At 68.9% G+C, this 26,426-nt stretch carries 23 protein-coding genes; 15 read left to right on the top strand and 8 right to left on the bottom strand.

Annotation, left to right across the window (positions count from 1 at the left end; all coding sequences use genetic code 11):
* The first annotated feature begins 48 nt into the window (after positions 1–48).
* The 4 genes from ACFYRU_RS33740 to ACFYRU_RS33725 are packed head-to-tail and all read left to right on the top strand — an operon-like array spanning position 49 to position 5,060.
* Entirely contained in the window at positions 49–1,407 is a 1,359-nt protein-coding gene (locus tag ACFYRU_RS33740) for an ammonium transporter (RefSeq protein ID WP_387666343.1), read from the top strand.
* A complete protein-coding gene (locus ACFYRU_RS33735) occupies positions 1,404–1,742 on the top strand; it encodes a P-II family nitrogen regulator (RefSeq protein WP_344188166.1) in 339 nt (112 codons plus the stop codon). The genes ACFYRU_RS33740 and ACFYRU_RS33735 overlap by 4 nt, the downstream gene beginning before the upstream one ends.
* Positions 1,743–4,001 carry a [protein-PII] uridylyltransferase gene (locus tag ACFYRU_RS33730; protein ID WP_387666340.1) on the top strand — a complete coding sequence of 753 codons (2,259 nt, stop codon included), beginning with the start codon at positions 1,743–1,745 and terminating at the stop codon, positions 3,999–4,001.
* 9 nt (positions 4,002–4,010) lie between these two features.
* Complete coding sequence (locus tag ACFYRU_RS33725; protein ID WP_387666337.1) at positions 4,011–5,060, top strand: DUF2332 domain-containing protein; 1,050 nt, start codon at positions 4,011–4,013, stop codon at positions 5,058–5,060.
* Positions 5,061–5,194: 134 nt separating this feature from the next.
* Here the strand turns inward: ACFYRU_RS33725 and ACFYRU_RS33720 are convergent, their stop codons facing one another.
* Together ACFYRU_RS33720 and ACFYRU_RS33715 are read right to left on the bottom strand one after the other, a co-directional pair.
* The gene (locus ACFYRU_RS33720) at positions 5,195–6,253 is read right to left on the bottom strand and encodes a hypothetical protein (RefSeq protein ID WP_387666334.1); all 1,059 of its coding nucleotides are present in this window, start codon (positions 6,251–6,253) and stop codon (positions 5,195–5,197) included.
* The gene (locus ACFYRU_RS33715; protein ID WP_387666331.1) at positions 6,246–6,689 is read right to left on the bottom strand and encodes a hypothetical protein; all 444 of its coding nucleotides are present in this window, start codon (positions 6,687–6,689) and stop codon (positions 6,246–6,248) included. Before ACFYRU_RS33715 ends, ACFYRU_RS33720 begins: the two co-directional genes overlap by 8 nt.
* Before the next feature lie 134 nt (positions 6,690–6,823).
* On the opposite strand from ACFYRU_RS33715, the gene ffh reads away from it, so the two are divergent.
* From ffh to ACFYRU_RS33680, 7 genes are all read left to right on the top strand, one after another.
* Positions 6,824–8,380, top strand: a complete 1,557-nt coding sequence (ffh, locus tag ACFYRU_RS33710) for a signal recognition particle protein (RefSeq protein ID WP_387666328.1) — start codon at positions 6,824–6,826, stop codon at positions 8,378–8,380.
* 212 nt (positions 8,381–8,592) lie between these two features.
* Entirely contained in the window at positions 8,593–9,960 is a 1,368-nt protein-coding gene (locus ACFYRU_RS33705; RefSeq protein ID WP_387666326.1) for a lytic transglycosylase domain-containing protein, read from the top strand.
* A 303-nt stretch (positions 9,961–10,263) separates the two neighbouring features.
* Positions 10,264–11,334 carry a lytic transglycosylase domain-containing protein gene (locus tag ACFYRU_RS33700; RefSeq protein ID WP_387666324.1) on the top strand — a complete coding sequence of 357 codons (1,071 nt, stop codon included), beginning with the start codon at positions 10,264–10,266 and terminating at the stop codon, positions 11,332–11,334.
* 17 nt (positions 11,335–11,351) lie between these two features.
* On the top strand, positions 11,352–12,440 hold the full coding sequence (locus ACFYRU_RS33695; protein ID WP_387666322.1) for an amidohydrolase family protein: 1,089 nt from the start codon (positions 11,352–11,354) through the stop codon (positions 12,438–12,440).
* Between the two features lie 107 nt (positions 12,441–12,547).
* A complete protein-coding gene (locus ACFYRU_RS33690) occupies positions 12,548–13,864 on the top strand; it encodes an N-acetylmuramoyl-L-alanine amidase (RefSeq protein ID WP_387666319.1) in 1,317 nt (438 codons plus the stop codon).
* Between the two features lie 60 nt (positions 13,865–13,924).
* Positions 13,925–15,157, top strand: a complete 1,233-nt coding sequence (locus ACFYRU_RS33685; RefSeq protein ID WP_387666316.1) for a sensor histidine kinase — start codon at positions 13,925–13,927, stop codon at positions 15,155–15,157.
* Complete coding sequence (locus ACFYRU_RS33680) at positions 15,148–15,786, top strand: response regulator (RefSeq protein WP_387666314.1); 639 nt, start codon at positions 15,148–15,150, stop codon at positions 15,784–15,786. The genes ACFYRU_RS33685 and ACFYRU_RS33680 overlap by 10 nt, the downstream gene beginning before the upstream one ends.
* Before the next feature lie 185 nt (positions 15,787–15,971).
* Here ACFYRU_RS33680 and ACFYRU_RS33675 read toward each other — a convergent pair whose 3' ends face one another.
* Entirely contained in the window at positions 15,972–17,321 is a 1,350-nt protein-coding gene (locus ACFYRU_RS33675; protein WP_387666312.1) for a flotillin family protein, read from the bottom strand.
* A gap of 22 nt (positions 17,322–17,343) precedes the next feature.
* Positions 17,344–17,538, bottom strand: a complete 195-nt coding sequence (locus tag ACFYRU_RS33670; RefSeq protein ID WP_141852289.1) for a hypothetical protein — start codon at positions 17,536–17,538, stop codon at positions 17,344–17,346.
* A 112-nt stretch (positions 17,539–17,650) separates the two neighbouring features.
* Between ACFYRU_RS33670 and ACFYRU_RS33665 the strand changes: the two genes are divergently transcribed.
* Positions 17,651–18,031 (top strand): hypothetical protein, encoded by a 381-nt coding sequence (locus ACFYRU_RS33665; protein ID WP_387666309.1) that lies wholly within the window; start codon positions 17,651–17,653, stop codon positions 18,029–18,031.
* A 1-nt stretch (position 18,032) separates the two neighbouring features.
* Positions 18,033–20,177, top strand: coding sequence for a caspase family protein (locus ACFYRU_RS33660; protein ID WP_387666307.1), 2,145 nt, complete (start codon positions 18,033–18,035; stop codon positions 20,175–20,177).
* On the opposite strand, the gene ACFYRU_RS33655 is transcribed toward ACFYRU_RS33660, so the two are convergent.
* The 4 genes from ACFYRU_RS33655 to ACFYRU_RS33640 are packed head-to-tail and all read right to left on the bottom strand — an operon-like array spanning position 20,143 to position 24,147.
* Entirely contained in the window at positions 20,143–20,970 is an 828-nt protein-coding gene (locus tag ACFYRU_RS33655; RefSeq protein WP_387666305.1) for a carbohydrate ABC transporter permease, read from the bottom strand. The two genes, ACFYRU_RS33660 and ACFYRU_RS33655, sit on opposite strands and share 35 nt — an antisense overlap.
* Positions 20,967–21,866: a carbohydrate ABC transporter permease gene (locus ACFYRU_RS33650; protein ID WP_387666302.1), complete on the bottom strand. Its 900-nt coding sequence runs from the start codon at positions 21,864–21,866 to the stop codon at positions 20,967–20,969. Before ACFYRU_RS33650 ends, ACFYRU_RS33655 begins: the two co-directional genes overlap by 4 nt.
* 29 nt (positions 21,867–21,895) lie before the next feature.
* On the bottom strand, positions 21,896–23,197 hold the full coding sequence (locus ACFYRU_RS33645) for an ABC transporter substrate-binding protein (RefSeq protein ID WP_387666300.1): 1,302 nt from the start codon (positions 23,195–23,197) through the stop codon (positions 21,896–21,898).
* Positions 23,198–23,202: 5 nt separating this feature from the next.
* Positions 23,203–24,147 carry a carbohydrate kinase family protein gene (locus ACFYRU_RS33640; RefSeq protein ID WP_387666297.1) on the bottom strand — a complete coding sequence of 315 codons (945 nt, stop codon included), beginning with the start codon at positions 24,145–24,147 and terminating at the stop codon, positions 23,203–23,205.
* A gap of 127 nt (positions 24,148–24,274) precedes the next feature.
* Here ACFYRU_RS33640 and ACFYRU_RS33635 point away from each other — a divergent pair, with 127 nt between their 5' ends.
* Positions 24,275–25,027 (top strand): DeoR/GlpR family DNA-binding transcription regulator, encoded by a 753-nt coding sequence (locus tag ACFYRU_RS33635; RefSeq protein WP_387666295.1) that lies wholly within the window; start codon positions 24,275–24,277, stop codon positions 25,025–25,027.
* Between the two features lie 25 nt (positions 25,028–25,052).
* Positions 25,053–26,405, top strand: a complete 1,353-nt coding sequence (locus ACFYRU_RS33630) for a 6-phospho-beta-glucosidase (protein WP_387666292.1) — start codon at positions 25,053–25,055, stop codon at positions 26,403–26,405.
* Positions 26,406–26,426: the final 21 nt, after the last annotated feature.

Below are 26,426 nucleotides of genomic sequence, written 5' to 3'. Positions count from 1 at the left end.
GTTCTCCCGAGTGAGGACGTCGGCCACCCCCCTGTATCGATCGAAGGGATGACGTTGATGGAGATCAACGCCGGCGATACCGCCTGGGTGCTGGCCAGTGCCGCCCTGGTGATGCTGATGACCCCGGGCCTGGCTTTCTTCTACGGCGGCATGGTGCGCGTGAAGAGCGTGCTGAACATGATGATGATGAGCTTCATCACCATCGCCGTCGTCACCATCCTCTGGGTGGTGGTCGGCTACTCGCTGACGTTCGCCGGTGACACGGGACACGTGATCGGCAACTTCTCCGAGGTCGGGCTGAAGGGCCTGCTCGACCCGAAGGCGGTGAGCGGGACGACGCCCACGCTCGCTTTCGTCGCCTTCCAGCTGATGTTCGCGATCATCACCCCCGCGCTGATCTCCGGCGCGATCGCCGACCGGGCGACCTTCCGGGGCTGGATCGCGTTCGTGGTCGGCTGGACGACCCTGGTGTACTTCCCGGTCGCGCACTCGGTGTGGTTCCTGGACAAGGGCAACGGTGGCTGGATCGGCGACAAGCTGAAGGCGGTCGACTTCGCCGGTGGTACGGCGGTCCACCTGAACGCAGGTGCCGCAGCGCTCGCGCTGGCGATCGTGCTCGGTAAGCGGGTCGGCTGGAAGAAGGACCCGATGCGGCCGCACAGCCTCCCGCTGGTGCTGCTCGGCGCCGGTCTGCTGTGGTTCGGCTGGTTCGGCTTCAACGCCGGTTCCGCGCTGAGCGCCGGTACCACCGCCTCGGTGACGTTCGTGAACACCCAGGTCGCCACCGCCGCCGCGGTGATCGGCTGGCTGATCGTCGAGCGGCTCACGCACGGCAAGGCCACCACGCTGGGTATGGCCTCCGGTGCGGTCGCCGGTCTGGTCGCGATCACCCCGTCCTGTGGTGCGGTCACCCCGCTCGGCGCCATCGCCGTCGGCATCCTCGCGGGTGCGATCTGCGCCTTCGCGGTCTCGCTGAAGTACAAGCTCGGCTTCGACGACTCCCTCGACGTGGTCGGCGTGCACTTCGTCGGCGGTCTGTTCGGCTCGCTGTCGATCGGTCTGTTCGGTTCGGCGGTAGCCCCATCGGCCGTGGACGGCCTGTTCTACGGGGGCGGCGCGACGCAGCTCGGCCGGCAGGCGCTGGCCAACCTGGTGGTCGCGGTCTACTCCTTCTCGGTGGCGTTCATCCTCGGCAAGGTGATCGACAAGACGATCGGCTTCCGGCTCACCGAGGACGACGAGGTGACCGGTGTCGACCAGGTCGAGCACGCGGAGACGGCGTACGACTACCTGAGCGCCGCGGGTCTGCGTGGCGCGCTGGCGGCCCGCCCCGCTGCTGCGGCGGCTCCTGCCGAGACCGAGAATGGGTCGACCGAGCCCTCTGAGAAGGAAGGTGTCAAGGCATGAAGCTGGTCACCGCGGTGGTCAAGCCGCACAAGCTGGAGGACGTGCGGGCCGCGCTGGAGACGTTCGGCGTCACCGGTATGACGGTCACCGAGGCCAGCGGCTACGGCCGGCAGAAGGGCCACACCGAGGTCTACCGCGGCGCGGAGTACGAGGTGGACCTGGTCCCGAAGGTACGGCTCGAGGTTGTCGTCGAGGACGGCGACAGCGCAGACGTGGTGGACGTGATCGTGAAGGCTGCGCAGACCGGCAAGATCGGTGACGGCAAGGTCTGGGTCACTCCGGTCGAGACGATCGTCCGGGTCCGCACCGGTGAGCTGGACGGAGACGCACTCTAGATGGTCGACCGAGCAGAGCAGCGGCGGGTTCGTGCCCTGGAGGCGGACGAGCTGCTGCAACTGCTGCTGGCGAAGGCCTGCGACGCCCTCGGTGTTCCCACCGAGGGCGTCGCCCTCGTCGCTGTGGGCGGCTACGGCCGCGAGGAGCTGTCGCCGTACAGCGACCTCGACGTGATGCTCGTGCACGTCGAGGGCTACCCGCGGATCGACGAGCTGGCCGCCCAGATCTGGTACCCGCTCTGGGACTCCAGGACCAAGCTGGACCACAGCGTGCGCACCCTTGCCGAGGCACAGCAGGCCGCGGCGGCAGATGACAGGGTGGCTCTGGGACTCCTCGACGCGAGGCATGTCGCGGGCGACACGCACCTGACGCTGCAGCTCCGTTCTGTGCTCATGGCCGACTGGAGGCGTTCGGCGAAGTCCAGGCTGCCCGGTCTGGCCCAAGCGTGTCGTGACAGGGCCTCCAACGTCGGAGAGCTCGCACACCTCGCGGAGCCCGATCTCAAGGAGGCGTACGGCGGTCTGCGGGACGCCGTCGTACTGCGTGCACTCGTGGCGTCGTGGCTGGTCGACGTACCGCATCCTGTGGTGGAGCGGGCGCGGCGCGATCTGCTCGAGATCCGCGACGTACTGCATGAGGTGGCCGGGCGCGCGACGGACCGGCTCGTGGCCGACCTGGCTGGTGAGGTCGCGGCAGGGCTCGGGATGTCGGGGCGGGACGAGCTGCTGCGGCACGTGTACGCGACCGGGCGGACGCTGGCGCATGTGTGCGACGTGTCGTGGCGACGCGTCGAGAGCTTGATGACGAAGCCTCCGAGGTCCAGGCGCCGCCAGCGGACCGGGGGACCGCTGCTGCTCGCGTTGGACGAAGGTGTGGGTCAGCACGAGGGGGAGGTCGTGCTGATGCCCGACGCGCGGCCGGAGCGCGACCCTGTGCTCGGTCTGCGTGCTGCTGCGGTCGCCGCTGACCGTGAGCTCGTGCTGTCGCCTGCTGTGTGTGCACGGCTCGCGTCCTCGGCCGCAGACTTACCGGAGCCATGGCCGGGCGAAGCACGGCGATTGCTGTGTGCGCTGCTTGGTGCTGGGTCCGGTCTGCTCGAGGTCTGGGAGGCGCTTGACCAGGCCGGCTACATCTCTCGGCTGCTGCCCGAGTGGGACGCCGTACGGTTCCGGCCGCCGCAGTCGGCGATTCACCGGTTCACTGTCGACAGGCACTTGCTGGAGACCTGCGTAGAGGCCTCTTCGATGGTGCGAGACGTACGCCGGCCGGACCTGTTGCTGGTCGCGGCGCTGCTGCACGACCTCGGCAAGGCACTCGACGGCGACCACAGCGTCACCGGTGCGGGTATCGCCGCCCGGGTAGCGCGCCGGATCGGCTTCAGCGAGGCGGACGCCGACACCATCACGCTGCTGGTCAGGCAGCACCTCATGCTGGCGCAGGTCGCCACGCGGCGGGATCTCGAGGACCCGATGACCGTCGACATGGTCGCCGGCATCGTCCGCAGTACTGAGACCCTGGACCTGCTGGAGGCGTTGACGTACGCCGACGCGCGCGCTGCCGGCCCTGCTGCGTCGTCGCCGTGGCGCATGCGGCTCGTGGGGGAGCTGTGCCGGCGAGTGCGTGGTGAGCTGGCCGGTGGTGGCGAGAGCATGTGGAGCGACACGCCTCCGGTTCCGGTTCCTGTGCTGCACCAAGTGGTCGGGGTCGGGCGCCTCGGCGTCACGGTCTCCGATCATCACGGCGACCTGCGTGTCAACGTCGCCGTACCCGATCAGGTGGGGACCTTGTCGACCGTTGCCGCCGTACTGGCCGTGGAGCGGCTCGCTGTACGGTCTGCCGTCGTCACCTCCGTCGACGGGCTCGGCATCTCGCAGTGGACGGTTGCCGGCTCGCCTCCGGATCCGGTGCGGCTGCGGGACCGGTTGGCGGTGGCGCTCCGCGACTCGGCCGACGTCGTACGGCGGTTGGCCGCGCGGGACTCGTCACAGCCACGGGTGGCCAGTCGTGTCGACTTGTTGTCAGACGCATCCGAAACGGCCACGGTGCTGCAGGTGCGGGCCCACGACCGTCCTGGTCTCATGTACGACGTGACTGCGGCGATTGCTGCTACTGGCGCTGACATCCGGTCTGCCCACGTCAGCACACTCGGTGCGGAGTGCGTGGACGTCTTCTACCTGACTGATCGCCACGGCGCTCCATTGGAACCAGAGGACGCGCGGACGACGGCCAAGTCGGTGCTGGATCGCCTGAGCTTCTAACCTCACTACGTGGATCTTGTAGAGGCACTGCAGCGACAGGCCACTGCCTGTGAGGACCTGGGCTCTCCGATGTACGCCGAGCTGCTCCGGCTGCTCGTCGACGACTACGAGATCGGTGGGGTGTCAGTCCGGGCGCTGGAGGGGTACGAGGACCGTTCGTTCGGCGAGGCGATCGGGCTGCGGCTCCTGGGCGCCGTACACGGCATGGTGCTGTCCGGTACGGCGCCTGAGCTGGCGGCGTACTACCCGAGCGTCGGTGGGACGTGGGACCCGGTGCTCGGCTGGGAGGCGTTCGAGCAGGTGCTGCAGTCGCGGCTGGGTGAGGTGCGGTCCTTGCTGACGCAGCCGCCACAGACGAACGAGGTCGGGCGCGCGGCGGCTCTGTACGGCGGCCTGCTGCAACTGGTGGAGGCCGTGCCGCTGCCGGTACGGCTGTTCGAGATCGGTGCGAGCGGTGGGCTGAACCTGCGTGCGGACCGGTTCCGGTACGTGGCCGACGGAAGGTCGTACGGGCCTGCTGACAGCCCCGTGGTGTTCGAGACGGCGTGGTCCGGGCGGGTACCGTCGGTGGACCTGCGGATCGCTGAGCGGGTCGGGTGCGACATCGCGCCGGTGGATCCGCTCACGGACCAGGGTGCGCTCACGTTGACGTCGTACGTCTGGCCGGACATGGCTGACCGGTTGGCGCGGCTGCGTGGGGCGGTGGCGATCGCGCATGACGTACCGGCCGACGTACGGCGCGAGGACGCGGTGTCGTTCCTGCGGGCGCTGGAGTTGTCGGAGGGGCACGTCACGGTCGTGTGGCACTCGATCATGTGGCAGTACCTGCGCCGGCCGGACCGGGCCGCGATCGAGACACGCCTGGCGGAGCTCGGCGCGCAGGCGACGGACACCGCGCCGCTCGCCCACCTCAGCCTGGAGCCGCACCGCGTATTCACCCACAAGCCTGGCAGCGACGGGTACGAGTACCGCGTCGATCTGCAGACCTGGCCTACTGGCAAGACCCGCACGCTCGGCACTGCTTCACCCCACGGCCAGGACCTCGCCTGGCTCAGCTGAGCATCGCACGCATCTCCTGGAACAGCTCCGAGATCCACGTGATCCGCCACCACAACCCGCACCAGCGCCTCCTAACCTGACAAGATCAATCGACCGGTTAAGTCCTGCCGTGCGAACACCACCTAGTCAACGCACTAGTACTCGCGCGCAGAGGCCCGAGTACCGCGACCGGGAACCACAGCCCCGCCCTCACCCGCCCCCCGCGAACCATCCCCGAGCAACGGCTTCCGCCCGGCAGCACCCCCAGCAGGCGCCACCCCACTCAAAAACCGCGCCACCGGCACCTCTCCACCCGCCACCGACACCTCTCCACCCGCCGCCCGCACGCCGTCAACCTGCGCGCGCACAGCGCCGACCGGCGCCCGCACGTCTTCAACCGGCACGCGTACGGCTTCGGCGCCCGTACCTCCGGCCGATGCGTCCCGCTGCCCGTGCGGACCACTCTGCCGGATCTCGTCGACCTTTGCGTTCAGCGCGCGACCGATCTCGTCCGCGACATGGCGGCCGGCCTCAGGCGACTGCCCGGCAAGCCCCTCCCACGCCGGATGCAACATCGTCCCGATCAACACCCGCCGAACCGCCGGCCGATCCTCGGGCGCCACATGATCCCGCAGCCGGTTCTCAACAACAGCATCCGCCAACTGATCGAACTGCATCGCCACCGGACCCTGGTTGAGCCGCTCCAGCAGCTCCTCCCGATCGAGCCGCGGACCGGAGACCTGGTGGATCAGAGCGTTGGCCGCCGCGTAGGTCCCGGTGTTTTCAGACGGATCGAAGGTCGCGTGCGGGTAGCCGGCCATCACGGCGAACGTCCTGAAGTCGGTAGCCGCGCGGACCGACGCGATTCCGTCGTGCAGGGCGAGCGACTGCTCGTTGCGGACCGCATTGGCCGCGCCGGGCGCGTCCTTGGGCATCCCAGCTTCGGTCGCCCGGTGCAGGACTGTCGCGAGCGCGTGGGCCTGCCGGCGAGGTGTCGCGGACGGTCGGCCGGTCAACTCGTGCCGGAGGAGCGGCTCGTCGACGCCGATGGCCCCACTCTGGTGGTCGAACCCACCGGGCCCGTTCGTCGCGTACAACGCGCGGTTCCACCCGTCGACGGCGGTCGGCCGCAGCTCTCGCGCGAGGTCGTACAGGCGTGCGAACTCGCGATACGCCGCCGAGTCCTCCGGAACGCGCTGTGCCGCGTCAGGCATCGCTCGTGGGGAACGGCTCGTCGGTCAACGGGAACGGCGGGTTCCGGAGCGCGTCCTCGAGGTACTTGAGGTCGTACGTCAGCGCTCTGATGTCGTACTCCGCGTCCGGAGTCTCGAGGTCGGCGAGCGCCCAGATCCGCCGGCGCCCGTCCTCGAGCAGCGCGATTTTCTCTTCGGTTGTGCCCTTCGGCGGGTACACCTCTGCGTGGATCCGCTCCGCCTGCTTGTAAAGCTCGCTACGGACGGGCGGTGGTGGCGGCGGTGCGGCGAGGTCGTCGATCAGGCTGGAGGTCCACGTTCGTTCGTGCTGCGACGCGTCCGCGGGAATCAACGCACGAAGACGCGCCTGCTCGGCGGCCAGGTCGGCGGTGCCGCCGCGGACGCGGTCACGGGCGCGGGTGAAGGCCTGGTTGAACGCGTGGGCGTCGACGGGCATCGGGGCTCCCTGTGGGTGTGGGGCGGGTGGTAGCACGGTAGCTGGGAACGAGGCAGAGGCGTGGGAGTTATCCACAGGTTGGGGGGCCGGTAGACTCGGGGAGTTCATCGCTTCGAGGAAACGGACTGTTTCTCGTGTTCGACACGCTTTCCGACCGGCTCTCCACCGCGTTCAAGAATCTGCGGGGCAAGGGCAAGCTGACCGACGCCGACATCGACGCGACCGCCCGGGAGATCCGGATCGCGTTGCTGGAGGCGGATGTCGCGCTGCCGGTGGTCCGGGAGTTCATCGCGGCGGTGAAGGAACGCGCCAGCGGTAGCGACGTGCGCGGCGGGCTGAACCCGGCGCAGCAGGTGATCAAGATCGTCAACGAGGAACTGATCAAGATCCTCGGTGGCGAGACCCGCGAGCTGCGGATGGCGAAGCGGCCGCCGACGGTGATCATGCTCGCCGGTCTGCAGGGTGCCGGTAAGACCACCCTGGCCGGCAAGCTCGCCAAGTGGCTGAAGGAAACCCAGCACCAGACCCCGATGCTGGTCGCCGCCGACCTGCAGCGGCCGAACGCGGTCACTCAGCTCCAGGTCGTCGGCGAGCGCGCCGGCGTGCCGGTGTACGCGCCGGAGCCGGGCAACGGTGTCGGCGACCCGGTGGACGTGGCCCGCAAGGCGATGGACGAGGCCCGGTCCAAGCAGCACAGCGTCGTGATCGTCGACACGGCCGGCCGGCTGGGTGTCGACGAGGAGCTGATGAAGCAGGCCGCGGACATCCGCGACGCGGTCAGCCCGGACGAGATCCTGTTCGTCGTCGACGCGATGATCGGCCAGGACGCGGTCACCACCGCGCAGGCCTTCCTGGACGGTGTCGGTTTCGACGGCGTCGTACTGTCCAAGCTCGACGGCGACGCCCGCGGTGGTGCCGCGCTGTCGATCGCGCAGGTCACCGGCCGTCAGGTGATGTTCGCGTCGAACGGCGAGAAGCTCGAGGACTTCGACGTCTTCCACCCGGACCGGATGGCGTCCCGGATCCTCGGCATGGGCGACGTGCTCAGCCTGATCGAGCAGGCCGAGCGGACCTTCGACGCGGAGGAGGCCGCGAAGACCGCGGCCAAGCTGCAGAAGAAGGGCGGCAAGGACTTCACCCTGGACGACTTCCTCGCCCAGATGCAGTCGGTCCGGAAGATGGGCCCGCTGACCAAGATCTTCGGCATGCTGCCCGGCGCGAACCAGTTCAAGGACCAGCTGGAGAACTTCGACGAGCGCGAGATCGACCGGATCGAGGCGGTCATCCACTCGATGACCCCGGCCGAGCGGAACGACCCGAACATCATCAACGGCTCCCGCCGGGCCCGGATCGCCAAGGGTTCCGGTACCGAGGTGGCCACCGTCAGCGGGCTGGTCGAGCGGTTCTTCGAGGCCCGCAAGATGATGGCCGCGATGGCCTCCGGCAAGGGCCTGCCGGGGATGCCCGGGATGCCGGGCCTGCCGGGAACCGGTGGCGGTCGCAAGGCCAAGCAGCAACAGCAGAAGAAGGGCAAGAAGCGCGGCTCCGGAAACCCGGCCAAGCGGGCGAACCAGGGCAACCCGCAGCCGCAGGCCCCGCAGCCCGGTCAGCTGCCGGCCGCGTTCGGCGGCCAGAACGGCGGCGACTTCGAGCTGCCGGACGACCTGAAGAAGATGCTCGGCGGGAACTGAACCTGCCCCGAAGGGCACAGTTGTCGTCCGTTCACCCGACAGGGTGAACGGACGATTTCTTTTAGGGTGATGAGAAGTAGAGTCGGTGAACTCGGCTGTTCGGTACTCGGTCACGGCACACCCGTTCCGGTTGTGGCCGACCTTCCGGCGGCTAAGATCGTGCCTACGCCCGAGAGACACACCACCTGCGGAATGCGTCGAGGACGGTTCGGATGAGGCAGCAGTTCAAGAACCTGGACACGTGGCGGGGAAAGCTGACCGCCACCTGGGTCTGCTTGGCTCCGCCCACCGCCATGGTCGCCGTGTTCGTGGTCGGCGGCGTCACCTCGAACACGTTCATCGTCGACGCGCACGCGCTGGCCGCGCCGCGGCAGGACGCGGTCTTCGACGACCTGGCGAACAACGTGCCCGACCAGCCGGGCGCCGACGGCAGCCTCCCGTCACAGGCGAAGTCCACGGTCCAGGTCCCCGTCACCGGGACGACCGACGGCACCGTGCAGCCGATCCCCGGCGCGTTCGGGGACGCCTCCGGTATCCCGGGGACCGTGCTGGCGGCGTACCAGAAGGCTGCTCGCGACCTGGCGATGTCGATGCCGGGCTGTCACATCACCTGGCCGTTGCTGGCCGGGATCGGCAAGGTCGAGTCCGACCACGCCAGCGGCGGCAAGGTCGACGCGAACGGCAATACCCGCGGCCGGATCCTCGGCCCGGTTCTCGACGGCGGCCCCGGGATGGCGGCGATCGCCGATACCGACCAGGGCGTGTACGACGGGAACACGACGTGGGACCGCGCCGTCGGCCCGATGCAGTTCATCCCCGGGACCTGGAAGACGTTCGGTGCCGACGGCAACGGTGACGGCGTCAAGGACCCGCACAACGTGTTCGACGCGGCCCGCGCGGCCGGCGACTACCTGTGCTCCGGTGGCGCGAACCTGTCCGACCCGCAGGGCCTGGTGCAGGCGGTCCTCAGCTACAACCACTCGATGGACTACGTGTCGACGGTGCTCCGCTGGATGCAGTCGTACAGCAAGGACACCGTGAGCATCCCGGACAAGCCGGGGCAGATCGACGTCCCGGGTGACGGTGGCAACGCCGATGACAAGGACGGTCGCCGTACGACGACCACGACGCCGACGTCCCCGCCGACCACGGTCCCGACGACGGAACCGACGACCTCGACCCGGCCGACGGTCGTACCGACGACGCCGAAGCCGACCTCGGGTGTCACCGGCTCGACCAAGCCGACCACCCCGAAGCCGACGAACGGCCCGGGCTCGACCACGACGAAGCCGACGACCCCGACGACGCCCCCGACCACCCCGCCCACCACGCCGCCGACGACTCCTCCGACCACCCCGCCGACGACGCCGCCCACCACCCCGCCCACTACGCCGCCCACTACGCCGCCGACGACTCCGGACCCGAGTTGCCCGCCGACGACCCCGGCCCCGTCGGACTCGCCGACCATCACCCCGACCACGCCGCCGACGACCACGCCGAGCCCGTGCGAAACGACCGCGCCGACGTCCGGCGAGACCGGTACGGCCGACACCCCGGCCGCCTCGCAGCCGGCCAATTGAGGTAGCCGCGTTCGTTACCTCGGTGCCGGTTTTCCGAGCGCATTCTGTGTCCGGTAACTTTGCGTCGTCTTGATGTAACTTTCTGGCGCATGGTTCGTTGAAGGGGCTATGCGCCTAACCCGTAGTGGTAACCGTCGGGTCAAAATCATCATCGCTTCACTGTGTACCGCCCCGCTCCTGGTCGGGGCCGTTGTCACCGTCGCCTCGGGGGGTACCGGTGCCGCCGGAGAGCTCACGGCGGGCAGCCCGGTCGCTCCGTCGCCCGGTGCCGGTCTGAACAGCGGTGAGTTCGACGAACTGACGATGATCGTGCCGCAGCGTCCCGGGGTGGACGGGCAGCTCGGATCCGACAAACCCGCCCGCGCCGACGTCCCCGTCCAAGGGGCCACCGACGGGCGATCGGTCGTCCGTCCCGGGCGGCCGGGTGCCGTGAACGGCATCCCCCGCGGGGTCTTCCCCGCGTACCGCCGGGCCACCGCGAACCTCGCGGTCGTCCGGCCGAACTGTGGTCTCACCTGGCCGTTGCTCGCCGGCGTTGGCAAGGTCGAGTCCGACCACGCCAGCGGCGGCCGGGTCGACGTGGCCGGCACCACCCGCGGCCGGATCCTCGGCCCGGTGCTGAACGGCCGGCACGGCAACGGCCGGATCACCGACACCGACAAGGGCAAGTACGACGGCGACCCGACCTGGGACCGGGCGGTCGGGCCGATGCAGATCATCCCGCAGGTCTGGGACGAGTTCGGGGCCGACGGCAACGGCGACGGCTTCCGCAACCCGAACAACGTGTACGACGCGGTCACCACGGTCGCCGTGGTGCTCTGCGCCCAGGGTGACGACCTGCGCAACCCGCGCGACCTGGTCGCCTCGCTGCTGCGCTACCACCACTCCAAGGACTTCGTCGCCACCGTCCTGAAGTGGATGCGGGTCTACAGCAAGAACGCGGTCCTGGTGCCGAACGCGAAGGGCAACATCGCCGCCGCGAAGCAGAACGGCAACGCCGACCGCCGGGTCGACCCGCGGAGTGTGCCGGACATTCCGGACGACACCAAGCCGACCACCCCGACACCGACGCCGGTGACCACCACCACGATCCCGACCGAGGTGCCGACGACCCCGTGGGGCAAGCCGACGCCACCGAAGCCGATCGAGACGCCGACCAACTGGCCGACGCACCCGACGTCGACGCCGACCAAGACCCCCACCAAGACGCCGACGAAGACGCCTACCAAGACGCCGACGCCGACTCCGACCCCCACGCCGACCCCGACCCCGACGCCGACCGAAACCCCGACGCAGACCCCGACCGGGACCCCGTGCGCCGGCAACGAGACCACCACTCCGACCTGCACACCGGGCGGCGGCTCCCACGGTTGACCGGATAACGTCGCCCCATGAGCGGCGTACTGAGGCTGGTCGGCACGGTGTTGCCGGCCGGTGAGCGGCAGGAGATCCACCTCAGCGGTGGGCTGGTCGTCGACCGGCCCACCGCTGCTGACGTGACGACCGTGCACACCGGCGGCTGGATCGTCCCGGGGCTGGTCGACGCGCACTGCCACATCGGGCTCGACCAGCACGGCGGCGTGGACCAGGAGACGCAGGAGCAGCAGGCGATCGCGGACCGGGACGCCGGGGCGTTGCTGGTCCGGGACGCCGGTTCGCCGGTCGACACCCGCTGGATCGACGACCGTGAGGACCTGCCGAAGATCATCCGGGCCGGCCGGCATCTCGCCCGCTCGAAGCGGTACCTGCGCAACTACGGCTGGGAGATCGAGCCGGACGAGCTCGTCGCCTACGTCGAGCAGGAGGCCCGCCGCGGTGACGGCTGGGTGAAGCTGGTCGGCGACTGGATCGACCGCGAGGCAGGGGACCTCACCCCGTGCTGGCCGGCCGACGCGCTGAACGCGGCGATCGCCCGCGCGCACGAGCTCGGCGCCCGCGTCACCGCGCACGTGTTCGGCGAGCACGCGCTGCCCGATCTGCTCGCCGCGGGCATCGACTGCCTCGAACACGGCACCGGCATCGAGCCGGAGCTCCTCGGCGAGATGGCCGAGCGCCAGGTGGCCGTCGTGCCGACGCTGATCCAGCTGGAGAACTTCCCGCAGTACGCCGAGCAGGCCGCGGGCAAGTTCCCGGTGTACGCCAGTCACATGCGAGACCTGTACGAGCGCCGCCTGCACCGGTTGCGGGACGCGTTCGAGGCAGGCGTACCGGTGTACGCCGGGACCGACGCGGGCGGCGTACTCGGGCACGGTCTGGTCGCGCAGGAGATCCAGGCGCTGACCGAGATCGGACTGTCCGGTGAGCAGGCGCTGGCCGCCGGATCGTGGGCGGCCCGCGAGTGGCTCGGCGCGCCGAGCGAACTACGGCCCGGCGACCCCGCCGATCTGGTGGTCTACGACGAGGACCCACGGGCGAACCCGGCCGTGCTGACGCACCCGCGGCTGATCGCGCTGCGTGGAAGCGTGGTCTTCTCTCGGTGACGGAAAAATCTTCCTGAGAGGCTGGATTCTCAGGAAGATCTTCCCCTAGCGTGGCTCTCGGGACCGCCGACGCCCCTCGGCGGACCGAACCGAAAGGGAACCGCCCCATGTCCCGAATACCGAAACTGCTCACGGCCCTTACCGTCGGCGCCTTGTCGCTGACCGCCCTCCCGAGCAACGCCGCCCGGCCGCCGCAGGACAACCTCGCGGCGGCCTTCCGGACCGCGGCCACGAAGTACGACGTACCGCGTGAGGTCCTGGTCGGCGTCGGCTTCGCCGAGACGCATCTCGACGGCCACCACGGCACCCCGAGCCAGGCGAACGGGTACGGCGTTATGCACCTGGTCAGCAACAACGTCAACCAGACGATGTCCGAGGCAAGCAAGCTGACCGGGCTGCCGGTCGCGAAGCTGTCCACGGACGACACGTCGAACGTCCTCGGCGCCGCCGCGGTCCTCGACGCGTACGCCGACCAGGCCGGCCTGAAGGACCGTGCGGACCTCGGCCAGTGGTACGGCGTGATCGCGAAGTACTCGCACTCTGCCGACGCCCCGACCGCGCGGCTGTACACCGACGAGGTCTACAAGGTGATCGCCCGTGGTGCTCGGGCGGCCGGCGTCTCGACCGAGCCGAAGGCGGTCACCCCGGACCGCGGCGCGTACGCGAAGGCCGCTCCGCTGGGGACTGCCGCCGTCGACTATCCGGGCGCGACCTGGAACCCGGCCTGCACCTGCAACTACCAGGCAGGCCGCACCGCGGCGATCACCACGATCGTGATCCACGTGACCCAAGGTTCGTACGCCGGCACGATCAGCTGGTTCAAGGACCCGGCGGCGCAGGTCAGTGCGCACTACGTGATCCGGTCCAGCGACGGCCAGGTCACCCAGATGGTCGCCGAGAAGGACACCGCCTGGCACGCCCGGAGCGCGAACCCGTACTCGATCGGCATCGAGCACGAGGGGTACATCGACCAGCCGTCCTGGTTCACCGACGCGATGTACCGCTCGTCGGCCGCGCTGACCGCCGACATCGCCGACCGCCGCGGCATCCCGAAGGACCGCGATCACATCAAGGGCCACAGCGAGATGCCCGGCAACGACCACACCGACCCAGGACCGAACTGGAACTGGGACTACTACATGCAACTGGTGAACGGCGGCGATCCCAACCCGCCGCAGTACAACTTCACCACCTGGGGCAGCGGCGTGAACGTTCGCTCGGCGCCGAAGCTCTCCGCGTCCGTCGTCACGACGCTGGCTGGTCCGACGCGGGTGTTCGTCGAGTGCCAGATCCAGGGCGACACGGTGACGGCGGCCGGGCACACCAACAACTGGTGGGCCAAGCTGCGGGACCAGAGGGGTTACATGACCAACATCTACATCGACGATCCGAACGCCAAGCTGCCAGGCGTTCCTGATTGCTAGAGGCTGAAAGGTAGAGCCCGCTGTACCGACCGCGGCCGCGCGGTGCCGGAAGATAAGAGCATGCTCAAGAAGATGGTGTCCCGGGGCGGTCCGGCTGCTGGTTACCTCGTCATCCGGTTCTTCAAGTCGGTCACGTTGCTGGCAGCGATCCCGGTCAGCCTGATCTGGGGCTGGCTCATCCCGGGCGCCACCGCGGGCCTGGTGCGGCTCGCCAACAGCGAGCGGCACCGCGCAGCGAAGTTCCTCGGTCTCCCGCAGGCCGAGGAACTTCCGCCTGCGCTGCCACGGGCGCCAGGAGATGTGGTGACCCTGTTCCGCGACAAGTCGTTCACGCGGGCGCTGCGCTGTCTGCTGATGCCGGTCGCGATGATCCCGGAGCTGGCTGTCGCGATGATCGCCGTCATCGGCGCACCCGCCGCGGTCGTCGGGATGCTGCTCTGGTGGATCGACCCGGGCAACGTCAACCTGATGGGTGTGGGCGTCAGCAACTGGTTCGAGGCGCTCACGCTCGGTCCACTGCAGATCGGAATGGGCCTGTGGTTCCTCGGCCGGGTCGCACCCGCTCTGGCGCGCGGTCACGCCAACGCGGCGATGCACCTGCTGGCGCCGAGCCCCGACCAGTTGGAGACCGTCAGGCTCGCGCAGCGTGTGGAAGAGCTCACGAAGAGCAGGGCAGGTGCCGTGGATTCCCATGGCGCCGAGCTGCGCCGGATCGAGCGCGACCTGCACGACGGTACGCAGGCACAGCTGGTGTCGCTGGCGATGCGCATCGGTATCGCCAAGCAGACGATGGCCGAGGACCCGGAGAAGGCCGCCAAGCTCCTGGACGACGCCCGTGACGGTGCAGAGCAGGCCATGACCGAACTGCGCGGCGTACTGCGCACCATGTACCCACCGATCCTGGCTGACCGCGGTCTGGCCGGAGCAGTGTCTGCGTTGGCTGCCAGGTGTCCGTTGCCGGTAGAGCTTCGCATCGGCGAGCTGGGTGAAGTCCCTGCAGCAGTAGAGGCCTGCGCGTACTTCGTGGTTGCAGAGTCACTTACCAACATCACCAAGCACAGTGCGGCCGGGCACGTCGACGTACAGCTCGAACGGCGTGGTGCTGAGCTCTACCTGGCGGTCACGGACGACGGGATCGGCGGAGCGCGGATCAGTGAGCAGAACGACCTGCTGGGCCGGGGGAGCGGGCTGCATGGCATGCTCCATCGCGTGCAGGCGATCGACGGACACATGGAACTGCAGAGCCCGATCGGTGGGCCGACCACCGTCGAGGTGATCCTTCCGTGCGGGTGATCATCCTCGAGGACAACCCGATCCTCGCCGAGGGCCTCAGCCTGCTGCTGGACAACTCCGGCTTCCAGGTCGCCGCGATCGCCACCGACGCCGATCAGTTCGCGAAGGCGATCGCCGAGCACGAGGTCGACATCGCGGTCGTCGACGTACGGCTGCCGCCGACCTTCACCGACGAGGGCCTGCGGGCCGCGATCGAGGCACGTCGGGTCCGGCCGGGTCTTCCGGTGCTGGTGTTCTCGCAGTACGTCGAGGAGGTCTACGCAGCCGAACTGCTCGCGGCCGGCAGCGAGGGTGTGGGGTACCTCCTGAAGGATCGGGTGTCCCGCGTCGACGAGTTCCTGGAAGCCGTACGCCGGGTTGCGGGCGGGGGCACCGTGCTGGACCCGGAGGTGGTCAGCCAGCTCATGGTGAAGCGCAGCAGCCCGCTCGACCGCCTCACACCGCGCGAACGCGAAGTACTCGCGCTGATGGCCGAGGGCCTCGGCAACACCGCGATCGGCGAGAAGCTGTTCATCTCCGACGGCGCCGTCCACAAGCACGTCGGCAACGTCTTCCTGAAGCTCGACCTCCCCCCAACCGACTCAGGCCACCGCCGAGTCCTCGCAGTCCTCGCCTACCTCGGCCTGTGAACCCTTGACGGTCCAGCCCCACTAGTCCACTCTCGTGACCCGAGAGCGCTCCCATCCACCGACCCGCCCCTAGGTGAGGAGAATTCACCTGAAGGTCTCAACGAAATCCTGCAGACGTACGGCCTAACACTACAAACCCCTGACAAACCATGGGATCCCCTTGCACACAAGGGGATCCCACAGGGTCACGCGGGGTCGTCCGGGACCGACTCGAGTTTCGGGGGGTCGTCCTTCTTGGTGGCGAGGGAGTCGATGAGTTGCTTGGCCAGGGCGAAGCCGGAGCCGCCCATGGTGATGGTCTTCACCAGGGTGTCCTCGATGCCTTGGGCGCCGTTCAGCACGACCATGTTGCCGACCTTCTCGAACGAGCCCGCTGCCGCGGCGACGATCTCCGGGTAGGCCTCGGCGAGCTGCTGCGCGACAACGGCCTCGGTGTTCGTGGCCAGTGCCTCTGCGCGGGCCTTGATACCAGCGGCCTCGGCCATCGCCTTCGCCTGCACCGCGGACGCCTCCGCCTTACCGGTGAGCTCGGTGGCCTTCGCCTGCGCCTCACCCCGCAGCTGGACCTCGCGAGCGTTCGCCTCGGCGGCCGCGATCTGCGCGTCTCGCGCGGCCTGGGCCAGCGTGCGCTGCTTGTACGCCTCGGCGTCGGCCGGCTTGAGCACTGTGGACTCCAGCTGCTTCTCCGCCAGCGACGCGTTCAGCTTCGCGGTTTCGGTCTCGGCGACGACGACCTCCTGCTTGGCCAGCGCAGCCGCCAGCGGGCCGGCCTGGAACGACTTCGAGGTGGCCTGGTCGACCTCGGCCTGGTAGCCGGCCTTGGCGATCTCGCTCTCCCGGATCGCCGCGGCCTTGGCAGCGGCGGCGACCTGCTCGCGCTCGGTCGCTTCCCGGTCCCGTTCGGCCTGCGCGATCCGGGCCGCGGCCTCGACCGCGGCGGCCTGCGGACGGCCGAGGTTCTTGATGTAGCCGGACTCGTCGTCAATCTCCTGGATCTGCAGGGAGTCCACGACCAGGCCGAGCTTCTCCATGTCGCCGGCCAGCGAGCCGCGGATGTTCGTGGTCAGCGTCTCCCGGTCGTGCAGCATCTCCTCGACCGTGGTGGAACCAACGATCGCCCGGAGGTGGCCCGCGAACAGTTCGTGGATGGTGCCCATCACCTGCTCGTCGCTCTGCTCCAGGAAGCGCCGGGCCGCGTTCGCGATCGAGCCGTAGTCGTCACCGACCTTGTACGCGGTCACGCCCTTGATGTGCAGCGGGATGCCCTGGCTGGACACGCACGTCACGGCCAGCGGCGTGGCCCGGATGTCGAGCGGCAGCCGGCGTACGGTCTGGAATCCCGGAAGCACCGCCGTACCGCGGCCGACGACGATCTTGAAACCAAGCGTCTCGTTGACCTGGTCGTTGCTCGAGTGCGCGCCGAGACCGGAGATGATCAGCGCCTCGTTGGGTTCTGCCACCCGCCAGACCATCCGGAAGATGATGAGCAGGGCGATCACCGCGGCAGCGGCGACGCCCACGTACGTCCAGAGCATTTCCCCTCCAAGGGAACTTCAATTAGATGGCGCGAGCGACGTAGACGGTGCGCGGTGGGTCGAAGTCGACGACGATCACCTGCGTCCCCACCTCCAGCACCTCGTCGGTCGCCGGGTAAGCGTAGAAGGCCTCGGTGGCACCCCGGACCGGCAGCATCACCTCACCGACGATCCCGGGTGCGATCCGGCCGATCACCCGCCCCCGCTTGCCTACCATGTTGCCCCTCCGACGCACTTCCGGCTGCTCCAGTTCCCGAATGCTAGCTCGCCGCCCGTCTTGTCGCCGCCCCGGCGCAGGAGGATCGTGGGGCACGGGGACGGGAGGAACCATGGGCGACGGCGTACTGGTCGGCGTCACCGAGGACGGGGCGGACGACGCGCGGCTCGAGGAGCTGGCGCTGCTGCTGCGGCAGGAGCTGCTGTTGCTCGACGTGAACTCGGTCGAGTCCTATCGCGCGGGCCCCGCACCAGAAGGGTCGAAGGGTGGTCTGGCCGCGGTCGCCGGCCTGCTCAGCGTCTCGCTGGCCCCTGGGCTCCAGGCTCTCGGCTCGGTCGTCGTTGTGATCCGGGAGTGGATCCGCCGGTCGGCTTCTGGGCGGACGGTGAAGCTCACGATCGACGGTGACGTCATCGAGCTGACCGGGGCGACCGGCGAGGTGCAGCAGCAGTTGGTCGACGCGTTCGTACGGCGGCACGCTGGGGACGGGTGAGATGAACGGCTCGCGGTTCGCGCTGGTCGTCGCCAACGACGTGTACGACGATCCCGGACTCCGGCGGCTGGTCGCGCCGGCGCAGGACGCCGCGGCGCTGGCCGATGCGCTGGCGGACCCGTCCGTTGGCGGCTTCGACGTACGGGTACTGCGGAACGAGTCCGCGCAGGAGATCCGCTTCGCGGTGGAGGACTTCTTCGCGGACCGGATGCCGGAGGACCTGCTGTTGCTGCACTTCTCCTGCCATGGTTTGAAGAACGCGGCGGGAGAGCTGTTCCTCGCGGTCGCCGACACCAAGCCGACCCGCCTCGCCTCGACCGCGGTGGCCGCGGACTTCGTCAACCGGCAGATGGCGGACAGCCGGGCACAACGGATCGCGTTGTTCCTGGACTGCTGTTATGGCGGTGCGTTCCCGCGCGGCATGGTCGTACGGGCCGCCGGTGAAGCCCAGGTCCGGGACGCCTTCGCCGGCCAGGCGGACGTCGGTGGAGGACGGGGTCGCGTGGTGGTGACTGCCTCCAGCGCGATGGAGTACGCGTTCGAGGGCGGCCAACTGGCGACGGACAGCACGCCGGCGCCGTCGGTGTTCACCGGCGCGGTGGTCGACGGTCTGACGACCGGGGAAGCGGACCGGGACGGTGATGGGTGGGTCGGGCTCACCGAGCTGGTCGGTTACGTGACCGACCGGGTCCATCGGGTGACGCCGAACCAGAATCCACAGATGTGGACCTTCGGCTCGCAGGGCGAACTCCTGATCGCCCGCAGCCGGGTCCGGCGGATCACCCCGACACCGCTGGCGCCGGAGCTGCTCGAGGCGCTGGAGAGTCCGTTGCCAGCGGCAAGGTTCGGGGTGGTCGACTACCTGCGCGAACGCCTTGCGGGCGCTGATCTGAGTCAGGCCTACGCGGCCTGGCTGGCGTTGCTGCCGATGGCGAACGACGACAGCCGCCGGGTCGCGGAGGCCGCCACGGCCGCTGTGCAGACGGGCGTCGCGCGGGTCACTCCGCCCGTACTCGACCTCAGTACGACAGGTACGGCGGAGGTGCGGCTGGACGGCACGCCGATCGCGCTGACGGCTGTTGCCTCGTCCACCGTCCCGTGGCTGAAGGTGGAACAGGACGGCCCGGTGATCCGGGTCCGAGCCGACAACCCCGGTACAGGCAAGGCGTCGGTCGTCCTGTCCGGCCCCACCGGCGACCAGACGATCCCGGTCCGGATGACCGTACCGGGCACCGACTCCGAACCGCCCGTACCACCACCGGAACCCCGGCCCGAGCCCGAACCGAGCCCACAACCGGAGCCACCACGGAAGCAGCCGAGTGACGCCGCGAGCGCACCGACCACCGCCGCACAGTCGACCGTCGCACCGGCCGCCGTTGCAGCGCAGGTCGGGTCGGTGCCCTGGTGGGCGGTCGTCGTGCTTGTGCTCGGCTCCGCCTTTCTGGTCCTGGTGAACTGGCCGGGCGCGTCGGAGTCTCGCAAGCTGTGGTCGGACGAGTCGAACACCGGCTTCGCGGTCTACCGCAGTTGGTACGACCCCGCGATTCTGGCCTCGGTCGTGGCGCTCGTGGCGACGATCCCGCTCCGCTGGCTAGGCCCGATCCCGGCACGCGTCGCCGCCGGGATCGTGGCCGGCGCACTCGCGTCGGTGCTCGAGGCAGGCCTGCTCATCCTGGCCGCCGGCATCTCCGACGGCAACGAGACCAGCGCCTGGGCCATCTCGATCGGAACAGCCGCGGTGCTGCTCGCCGTACTGATGATCCTGCTGCGGCCGACCGGCTTGCGATGGTGGCCGGTCCCGCTGCTCGGCGCGGTACTGGTGGTTGCCGGAGGCATCTTGTTGCTGTTGACCGTGCTGAACCAGAACTCCGACGGCCGCTCGCTCGTCACAGTCAGCTGGCTGTTCGTCCTCGATCCTGTCGTCACGGTCGCGCTGGCCGGTCTCGCCCTTGCGACGGTGGAAGCCAGAACCAGCGTCTGGCTCACCCTCGGCGTCGTGACCTACGCGGCACTCGGCGTCATCGGTGCGTTGCCGATCTGGATCGTCGGTTCGCTGCCGGTCGCGTTCCTCACCGCAGCGCTGGGCAACGCGCTGATCGCCGCCGGAGTGCTCATCCGCGGACGGCCCCTTCCGTCGCGCCCTTGATGAACTGGCGGGCGAAGACCGCGAACACGATCACCAGCGGGATCATCGCGAGCAGCGCACCGGTCATCACCATGCTGTAGTCGACACCGTGCGCCCGGTTCAGCGTGGACAGTGCGACCTGCAGCGTCACGTGATCGGGGTTGGTGAGCACGATCAACGGCCACATGTAGTCGTTCCAGGACCCGACGAACGTGAAGATCCCGAGGAACGCCAGCGCCGGCCGCGCCGACGGCAGCGCGACATGCCAGTACGTACCGAAGAAGCCGCAGCCGTCGAGCGTCGCCGCCTCGACCAGTTCGTCGTGGATCGAGTTCTGGAAGTACTGCCGCATCCAGAAGATCCCGAACGCGTTCGCCGCGCCGGGGATGATCAACGCCTTCAGCGAACCGACCCAGCCGAGGAGCGCCATCGTCTGGAACTGCGGTACGGCGGCCAGCTGCGCCGGCAGCAGCATCGTCGCGAGCAGTATCACGAACAACGCGTTCCGCCCCGGGAACCGGAACTTCGCGAATGTGAACGCGGCCAGCGAGTCGAAGAACAACACCAGCGCCGTGGTCGAAACGGCGACCACAGCGGTGTTCCCCATCGACTGGAAGAACGCGACGTTGGTCAGCACCTGGTGGACGTTGTCGCCGAAGTGCCCGCCGAACGTGAACTTCGGCGGGAACCGGTAGATGTCCGCGGTCGTGTTCGACGCCATGATGATCGTCCACGCGAACGGGAACATGAACACCAGCAGCGCGAGGATCAGTACGGCGTGCAGCGCGAGGCCCCGCCACCGGGTACGCGTCATCGGTCGTCGCTCCGTCCGCGGAAGATCCGCCAGTTGATTGCCGTGAACAACAACACGAGCGCGAAGATGCTCAGCGCGATCGCGGCGGCGTACCCGTAGTCGTTGTCGAGGAACGCGGCCCGGTAGAAGAACAGCACGACGGTCATCCCGCTCTGCCCGGTGCCGCCGCTGTTGCCGACCATGACCTGCGGCTCGGTGAACGTCTGCAGCCCGCCGATCGTCGACATGATGACGGTGAACAGTACGACCGGACGCAGCTGCGGCAGCGTGATCGAGAAGAACGTCCGGGCCGCGCCGGCCCCGTCCACCTTCGCCGCCTCGTACTGCTCCTTCGGGATCGCCTGCAGACCGGCCAGGTAGATCAGCGTGTTGTACCCGACCCACTGCCACACGATCATCGTCGAGATCGCGATCTTGATGCCCCACGGTTCGCCGAGCCAGTCCTGCTGCGGGATCCCGAGCGACCGGAGCGCGGCGTTCACCAGGCCGAAGTTCGTACTGAAGATCGAGCTGAAGAAGATCGCCATCGCGACCAGCGACGTGACGTTCGGAATGAAGTACGCGATCCGGTAGACGTTGGTGAACCGGACGGCCGACTGCAGCATCACCGCGAGCAGCAACGCCAGCACGAGGGTCGGAACGGTCGACATGAAGAACAGCACGACCGTGTTCTCGAGCGACTGCCAGAACGTCGGATCCTTGACCAGGAACGCGAAGTTGCCGAGGCCGGTGAACCGCCGGGCGCTCAGGCCGTCCCAGCGCTGGAACGCCAGCACGATCGTCGACAGCATCGGGTACAGCCCGAACACCGCGAACAGTACGTAGAACGGCGACAGCGCCAGGTAGAACCGCCAGTACGACCAGATCCGCTTCCGCGGCGGCGGGGCGGCCGCCACCGCCGGTCTAGAGACTGTCGCCGTAACGGTCACTGCACCCCCTGCCGCTTGGCGATCGCCTTCGCCTTCGACACCGCGGACGCCCAGGCTGCGTCCGAGGTCTTGGCGCCGGCCTGCACGGTCTTGAGCTCGTCGTGGAACGGCGCCGCGACCGCGTCGTCGTACGGGCTCTGGTACGCGACCGGGATCGCCTTCGCCGCCGGGCCGAACACATCGATCGGCACCTGGCCGCCGAAGAACGGGTCGGCCGCCTTCAGTTCCGGCTTGTCGTACGCCGCCGGCGCGGCCGGGAAGATCTGGGCGTCCTTGTAGGCCTTGGCCTGGTTGTCCGGGCTGAGCATGTACTTGATCACCTCGAACGCCTTCGCCGGGTCGGCCGCGTTCTTGGTGATGGTGAGGAACGAGCCGCCGAAGTTCGCCGGCCCGCTCGGCGTCGGGGCCAGCCGCCACTTGCCCACGGTCTTCTTCACCGCGGACTTGATGTCGAGCGCCGCCCACGCGGCCCCGATGTGCGCGGGGATCGTGCCCTGGTCGAGGCCGGCGTTCCAGTCCGGGCCGCCGCTCGGGGTCTTGCCGTCGATCTTCAGCGTCATCGCCTTGACGACGGTGTCCCACGCCTTCTTGATGTGGTCCTGGTCGCCGATGAACTTGTTGTCCTTGGAGATGTACCGCTCGGTGCCCTGGCCGATCACCATGTCGTACAGGTCGGTGGCGTCCCAGACCAGGAGTGCCTTCGGGTTCTTCGCCTTCAGTTCGACACCGGCGGCGAAGAAGTCGTCCCAGGTCTTCAGCTGCTCGGCCACCTTCGCCGGGTCGCTCGGCAGGCCGCCCGCGGCGAAGATGTCCTCGCGGTAGAACAGCCCGGTCGGGCCGACGTCGATCGGCAGCCCGATCACCTTGCCGTCGAGCGTGGTCGCCTGGTTGACCTTCCACTGCAGGTAGTCGCCGAGCACCGAGTCCGCACCGACCGTCTTCAGGTCGACGAACCGCTGCGCCTGCGGCAGCATCGACGCGATGTCCTCGCCCTTGATGCCGGTGATGTCCGGGATCCCGGTCCCGCCGTTGAACGTGGTGACCAGCTTCTGCTTGAAGTCGCCGCCGATCTCGGAGTACTTGATCTTCGGGTCCGGGAAGTGCGCGATCGTGTCGTCCAGTACGGACTTGCCGAGGCCGCCCGGCCAGCACCAGAAGGTCAGCTCGGTGGCAACGTTCTTCTTGGCCGGCGCACCGGCGTTGTTCATCCCGGACGAGCAGCCGGCCAGCGACCCGCCTGCCAGCCCGCTCGCTACGGCCGCGAAGCCCCCGAGCAGCGTCCGACGTGAGAGCTCCATGGTTCTTACCTTCCTGAGTGGGCGCTGATCAGCGCTTCCAGTTGGTGATCAGGATTCGCGTCCTGCCAGGCCGCGAGGTCGGCCCAGCGCGGCGCGGCGTCCGCACCGCCGAGCCGGGTGACCGAGATGGCCGCGGTGAGTGCGGCGAACCGCACCCGTTGGCCGAGCGGCAGTCCCCAGAGCGTGGCCGCGATGAAACCGGCGGCGAACACATCACCCGCCCCGGTGGTGTCCGCCGCCGGGACCGGGTACGCAGGTACTGCGACCTGCTCGCCACTGCCCGCGTCGATCGCCATGGCACCTTCCGCGCCGTTGGACACGACCACGAGCGGCACCTGGTCTGCCAGCCGGCGCATCGCCTGCTCCGGAGAGTCGGTGCGGGTGTAGGCCATCGCTTCGTCCGCGTTGGGCAGGAAGACGTCGCAGTGCTCGAGCTGCTCGAGTACTGCCGGGTCCCACTGCTCGGTCGGATCCCAGCCGACGTCCGCGAACACCAGGCTGCCGGCCGCCTTCGCCTTGGCCAGCCATTCGTTGGGCCACGGCCCGATGTGGGCGGCGACGGCCCGGGCGGACGGCGCGGTGGTGATCAGGTCGTCGGCCGACAACGGGGGAGTCGTACCGCGCGTGACGAGCGCCCGGTCGTTGTCGTAGGCAAGCGCCACGGTGAGCGGCGTCTGCCAGCCGGGCAGCTTACGGGACAGCTCGAGGTCGATGCCCTCGGCGCTCAGTCCGCTCCAGACCCGGTCGCCCAGGTCGTCCGCGCCGAACGCGGCCGCCATCCCGGTACGCAGTCCGAGTCGGGCGAGCGCGACCGCGAAGTTCGCGATCCCGCCCGGGCTCTCGTGCGAGTCCGTGGTCCACACCTCGGTGCCGGGACGCGGCGGAGTGGGCAGCCCGAGCACCAGGTCGTGGAAGACCAGACCGGACACCACAACGTCCAGTTCGTGCATGTGCAGCCACACTCCTGCATGCTCGATCAAACTCGTGCATGAATCTTGAAACTTGTGCGCAGAATTCGCAATACCTGCTCACAGATTTGACTGATAATGACGGAGTTTGCGTGATACGGTCTGCCTTGTGTTGCCGAAGCAGCGACAGGATCAGATCGTCCGCGCGCTCCGGGCCGACGGGGCCGGGGGCGTCAAAGTGCTGGCCGGGAAGCTCGGCGTCAGCGAGGCCACGATCCGCCGCGACCTGGAGCAGTTGCACGCCGAAGGCCGGCTGACCCGGGTGTACGGCGGCGCGCTCGCGGTCGACGGTGGCGACGAACCGTTCGCTGACGTCAACGCCGTACATGCCGAGGAGAAGGACCGGATCGCCCGCCGGGCCGCTGAGCTGGTGACCGACGGCGAGTCGGTGCTGCTCGACATCGGCACGACGGCCCTCCGAGTCGCGCAGCACCTTCACGGCCGGTCGTTGACGGTAGTCACCAGCAACCTCGCCGTACTCGAAGAGCTGCAGAACGACGAACAGATCGAGCTCATCGTGCTCGGGGGATTCGTGAGGCGCAGCTACCGGTCGCTGGTCGGCTACCTGACCGAGGAGAGCCTGCGGCAGATCCACGTCGACTGGCTGTTCCTCGGGACCAGTGGGGTCCGTCCGGACGGCCGGGTGATGGACAGCACGATGATCGAGGTCCCCGTGAAGCGGGCGATGATCAACGCGGCGGACCGTGTCGTACTGCTCGCGGACGGGACCAAGTTCCCGGGCCACGGGGTGGCCCGGGTGTGCGAACCGGGTGAACTGACCATGGTGGTGACCGAGCCCGGCGCGGACGAGGCCACCCGGGCGCAACTGGCGGAGGCTGGAGTACAGGTGGTGCTGGCGTGAACAGGCGGATCCAGGGGGCGTTGCTGTGCGACTGACGATTCTCGGCGGGGGCGGGTTCCGGGTTCCGCTCGTGTACCACGCGCTGCTCGGCGATCACGGCGACGGCCGGATCACCGAGGTGATGCTGTACGACACCGACCGGACCCGGTTGGCCGCGATCGGCGCGGTCCTGCGTCAGCAGGCAGCTGCCGGCTCCTCCTCGCTCCCTGCCCCCGTGGTGACGGAGACGACCGATCTCGACGAGGCCTTGCGCGGCGCCGACTTCATCTTCTCGGCGATCCGGGTCGGCGGCCTCGACGGCCGCACCGTCGACGAACGCGTCGCCCTCGGCCTGGACGTCCTCGGCCAAGAAACGGTAGGCGCGGGCGGCATCGCCTACGGCCTGCGCACGCTCCCGGTCGCCCGCCGGATCGCCCAACGGATCGCCGCCGTCGCCCCGGACGCCTGGACCATCAACTTCACCAACCCCGCAGGCATGGTCACCGAAGCCATGATCCCGTTCCTGGGCGATCGAGTCATCGGGATCTGCGACTCACCGTCGGGCCTCGGGCGCCGGGCTGCGCTTGCCCTGGGCGTCGACCCGGCCACAGCGTTCTACGACTACGCCGGCCTGAACCACCTCGGCTGGCTTCGAGCCCTCCGGTCCGACGGCGTCGACCGCCTGCCGGACTTGCTGCAGTCTTCACAGGCTCTCAGTTCTTTTGAAGAAGGCAGGCTGTTCGGCGCGGACTGGCTCCGCTCGATCGGCTCGATCCCCAACGAGTACCTGCACTACTACTACTTCGCCCGCGAGACGCTGGCCGCCGTACAGGCTGTCCGGCAGACGCGGGGTGCGTTCCTGCTGGAGCAGCAGTCCGCGTTCTACGCCGAGACCGGGCAGCACCCGGAGCAGGCGTTCGAGCTGTGGCAGAAGACCCGGGCTGAGCGTGAGTCGACGTACATGGTGGAGAGCCGTGAGGTCGCAGACGCGGGGGAGCGCGACGAGCGCGACATGGCGGCAGGCGGGTACGAGCAGGTCGCTCTGTCGCTGATGCGGGCGATCGCGCACAACGAGCGGGCGTCGTTGATCCTGAACGTCCGCAACCGCGGCGTGCTGCATCACCTGGACGACGACGCCGTCGTGGAGATCCCGTGCACGGTGGACGCCAACGGCGCGCTACCGGTCACTGTGTCGCAGCTCACTGACCACCAGGCCGGGCTCGTCTGCGCTGTGAAGGCCGTGGAACGATCGACGATCGAGGCTGCCACCTCGGGCTCCCGGGACGCCGCCGTACGGGCGTTCGCGTGGCATCCGCTGGTCGACTCGGTGACGGTCGCCCGCGAGCTGCTGGACGCGTACGTCGAGCGGCTCCCGGACCTGGGGTACCTGCGCGGCTGAGGCCGATTGGTGTCCACGCTG

This window comes from Kribbella sp. NPDC004536 (assembly GCF_042873835.1).
GTDB lineage: Bacteria > Actinomycetota > Actinomycetes > Propionibacteriales > Kribbellaceae > Kribbella.
This window is presented reverse-complemented; position numbering and strand designations above follow the sequence as displayed.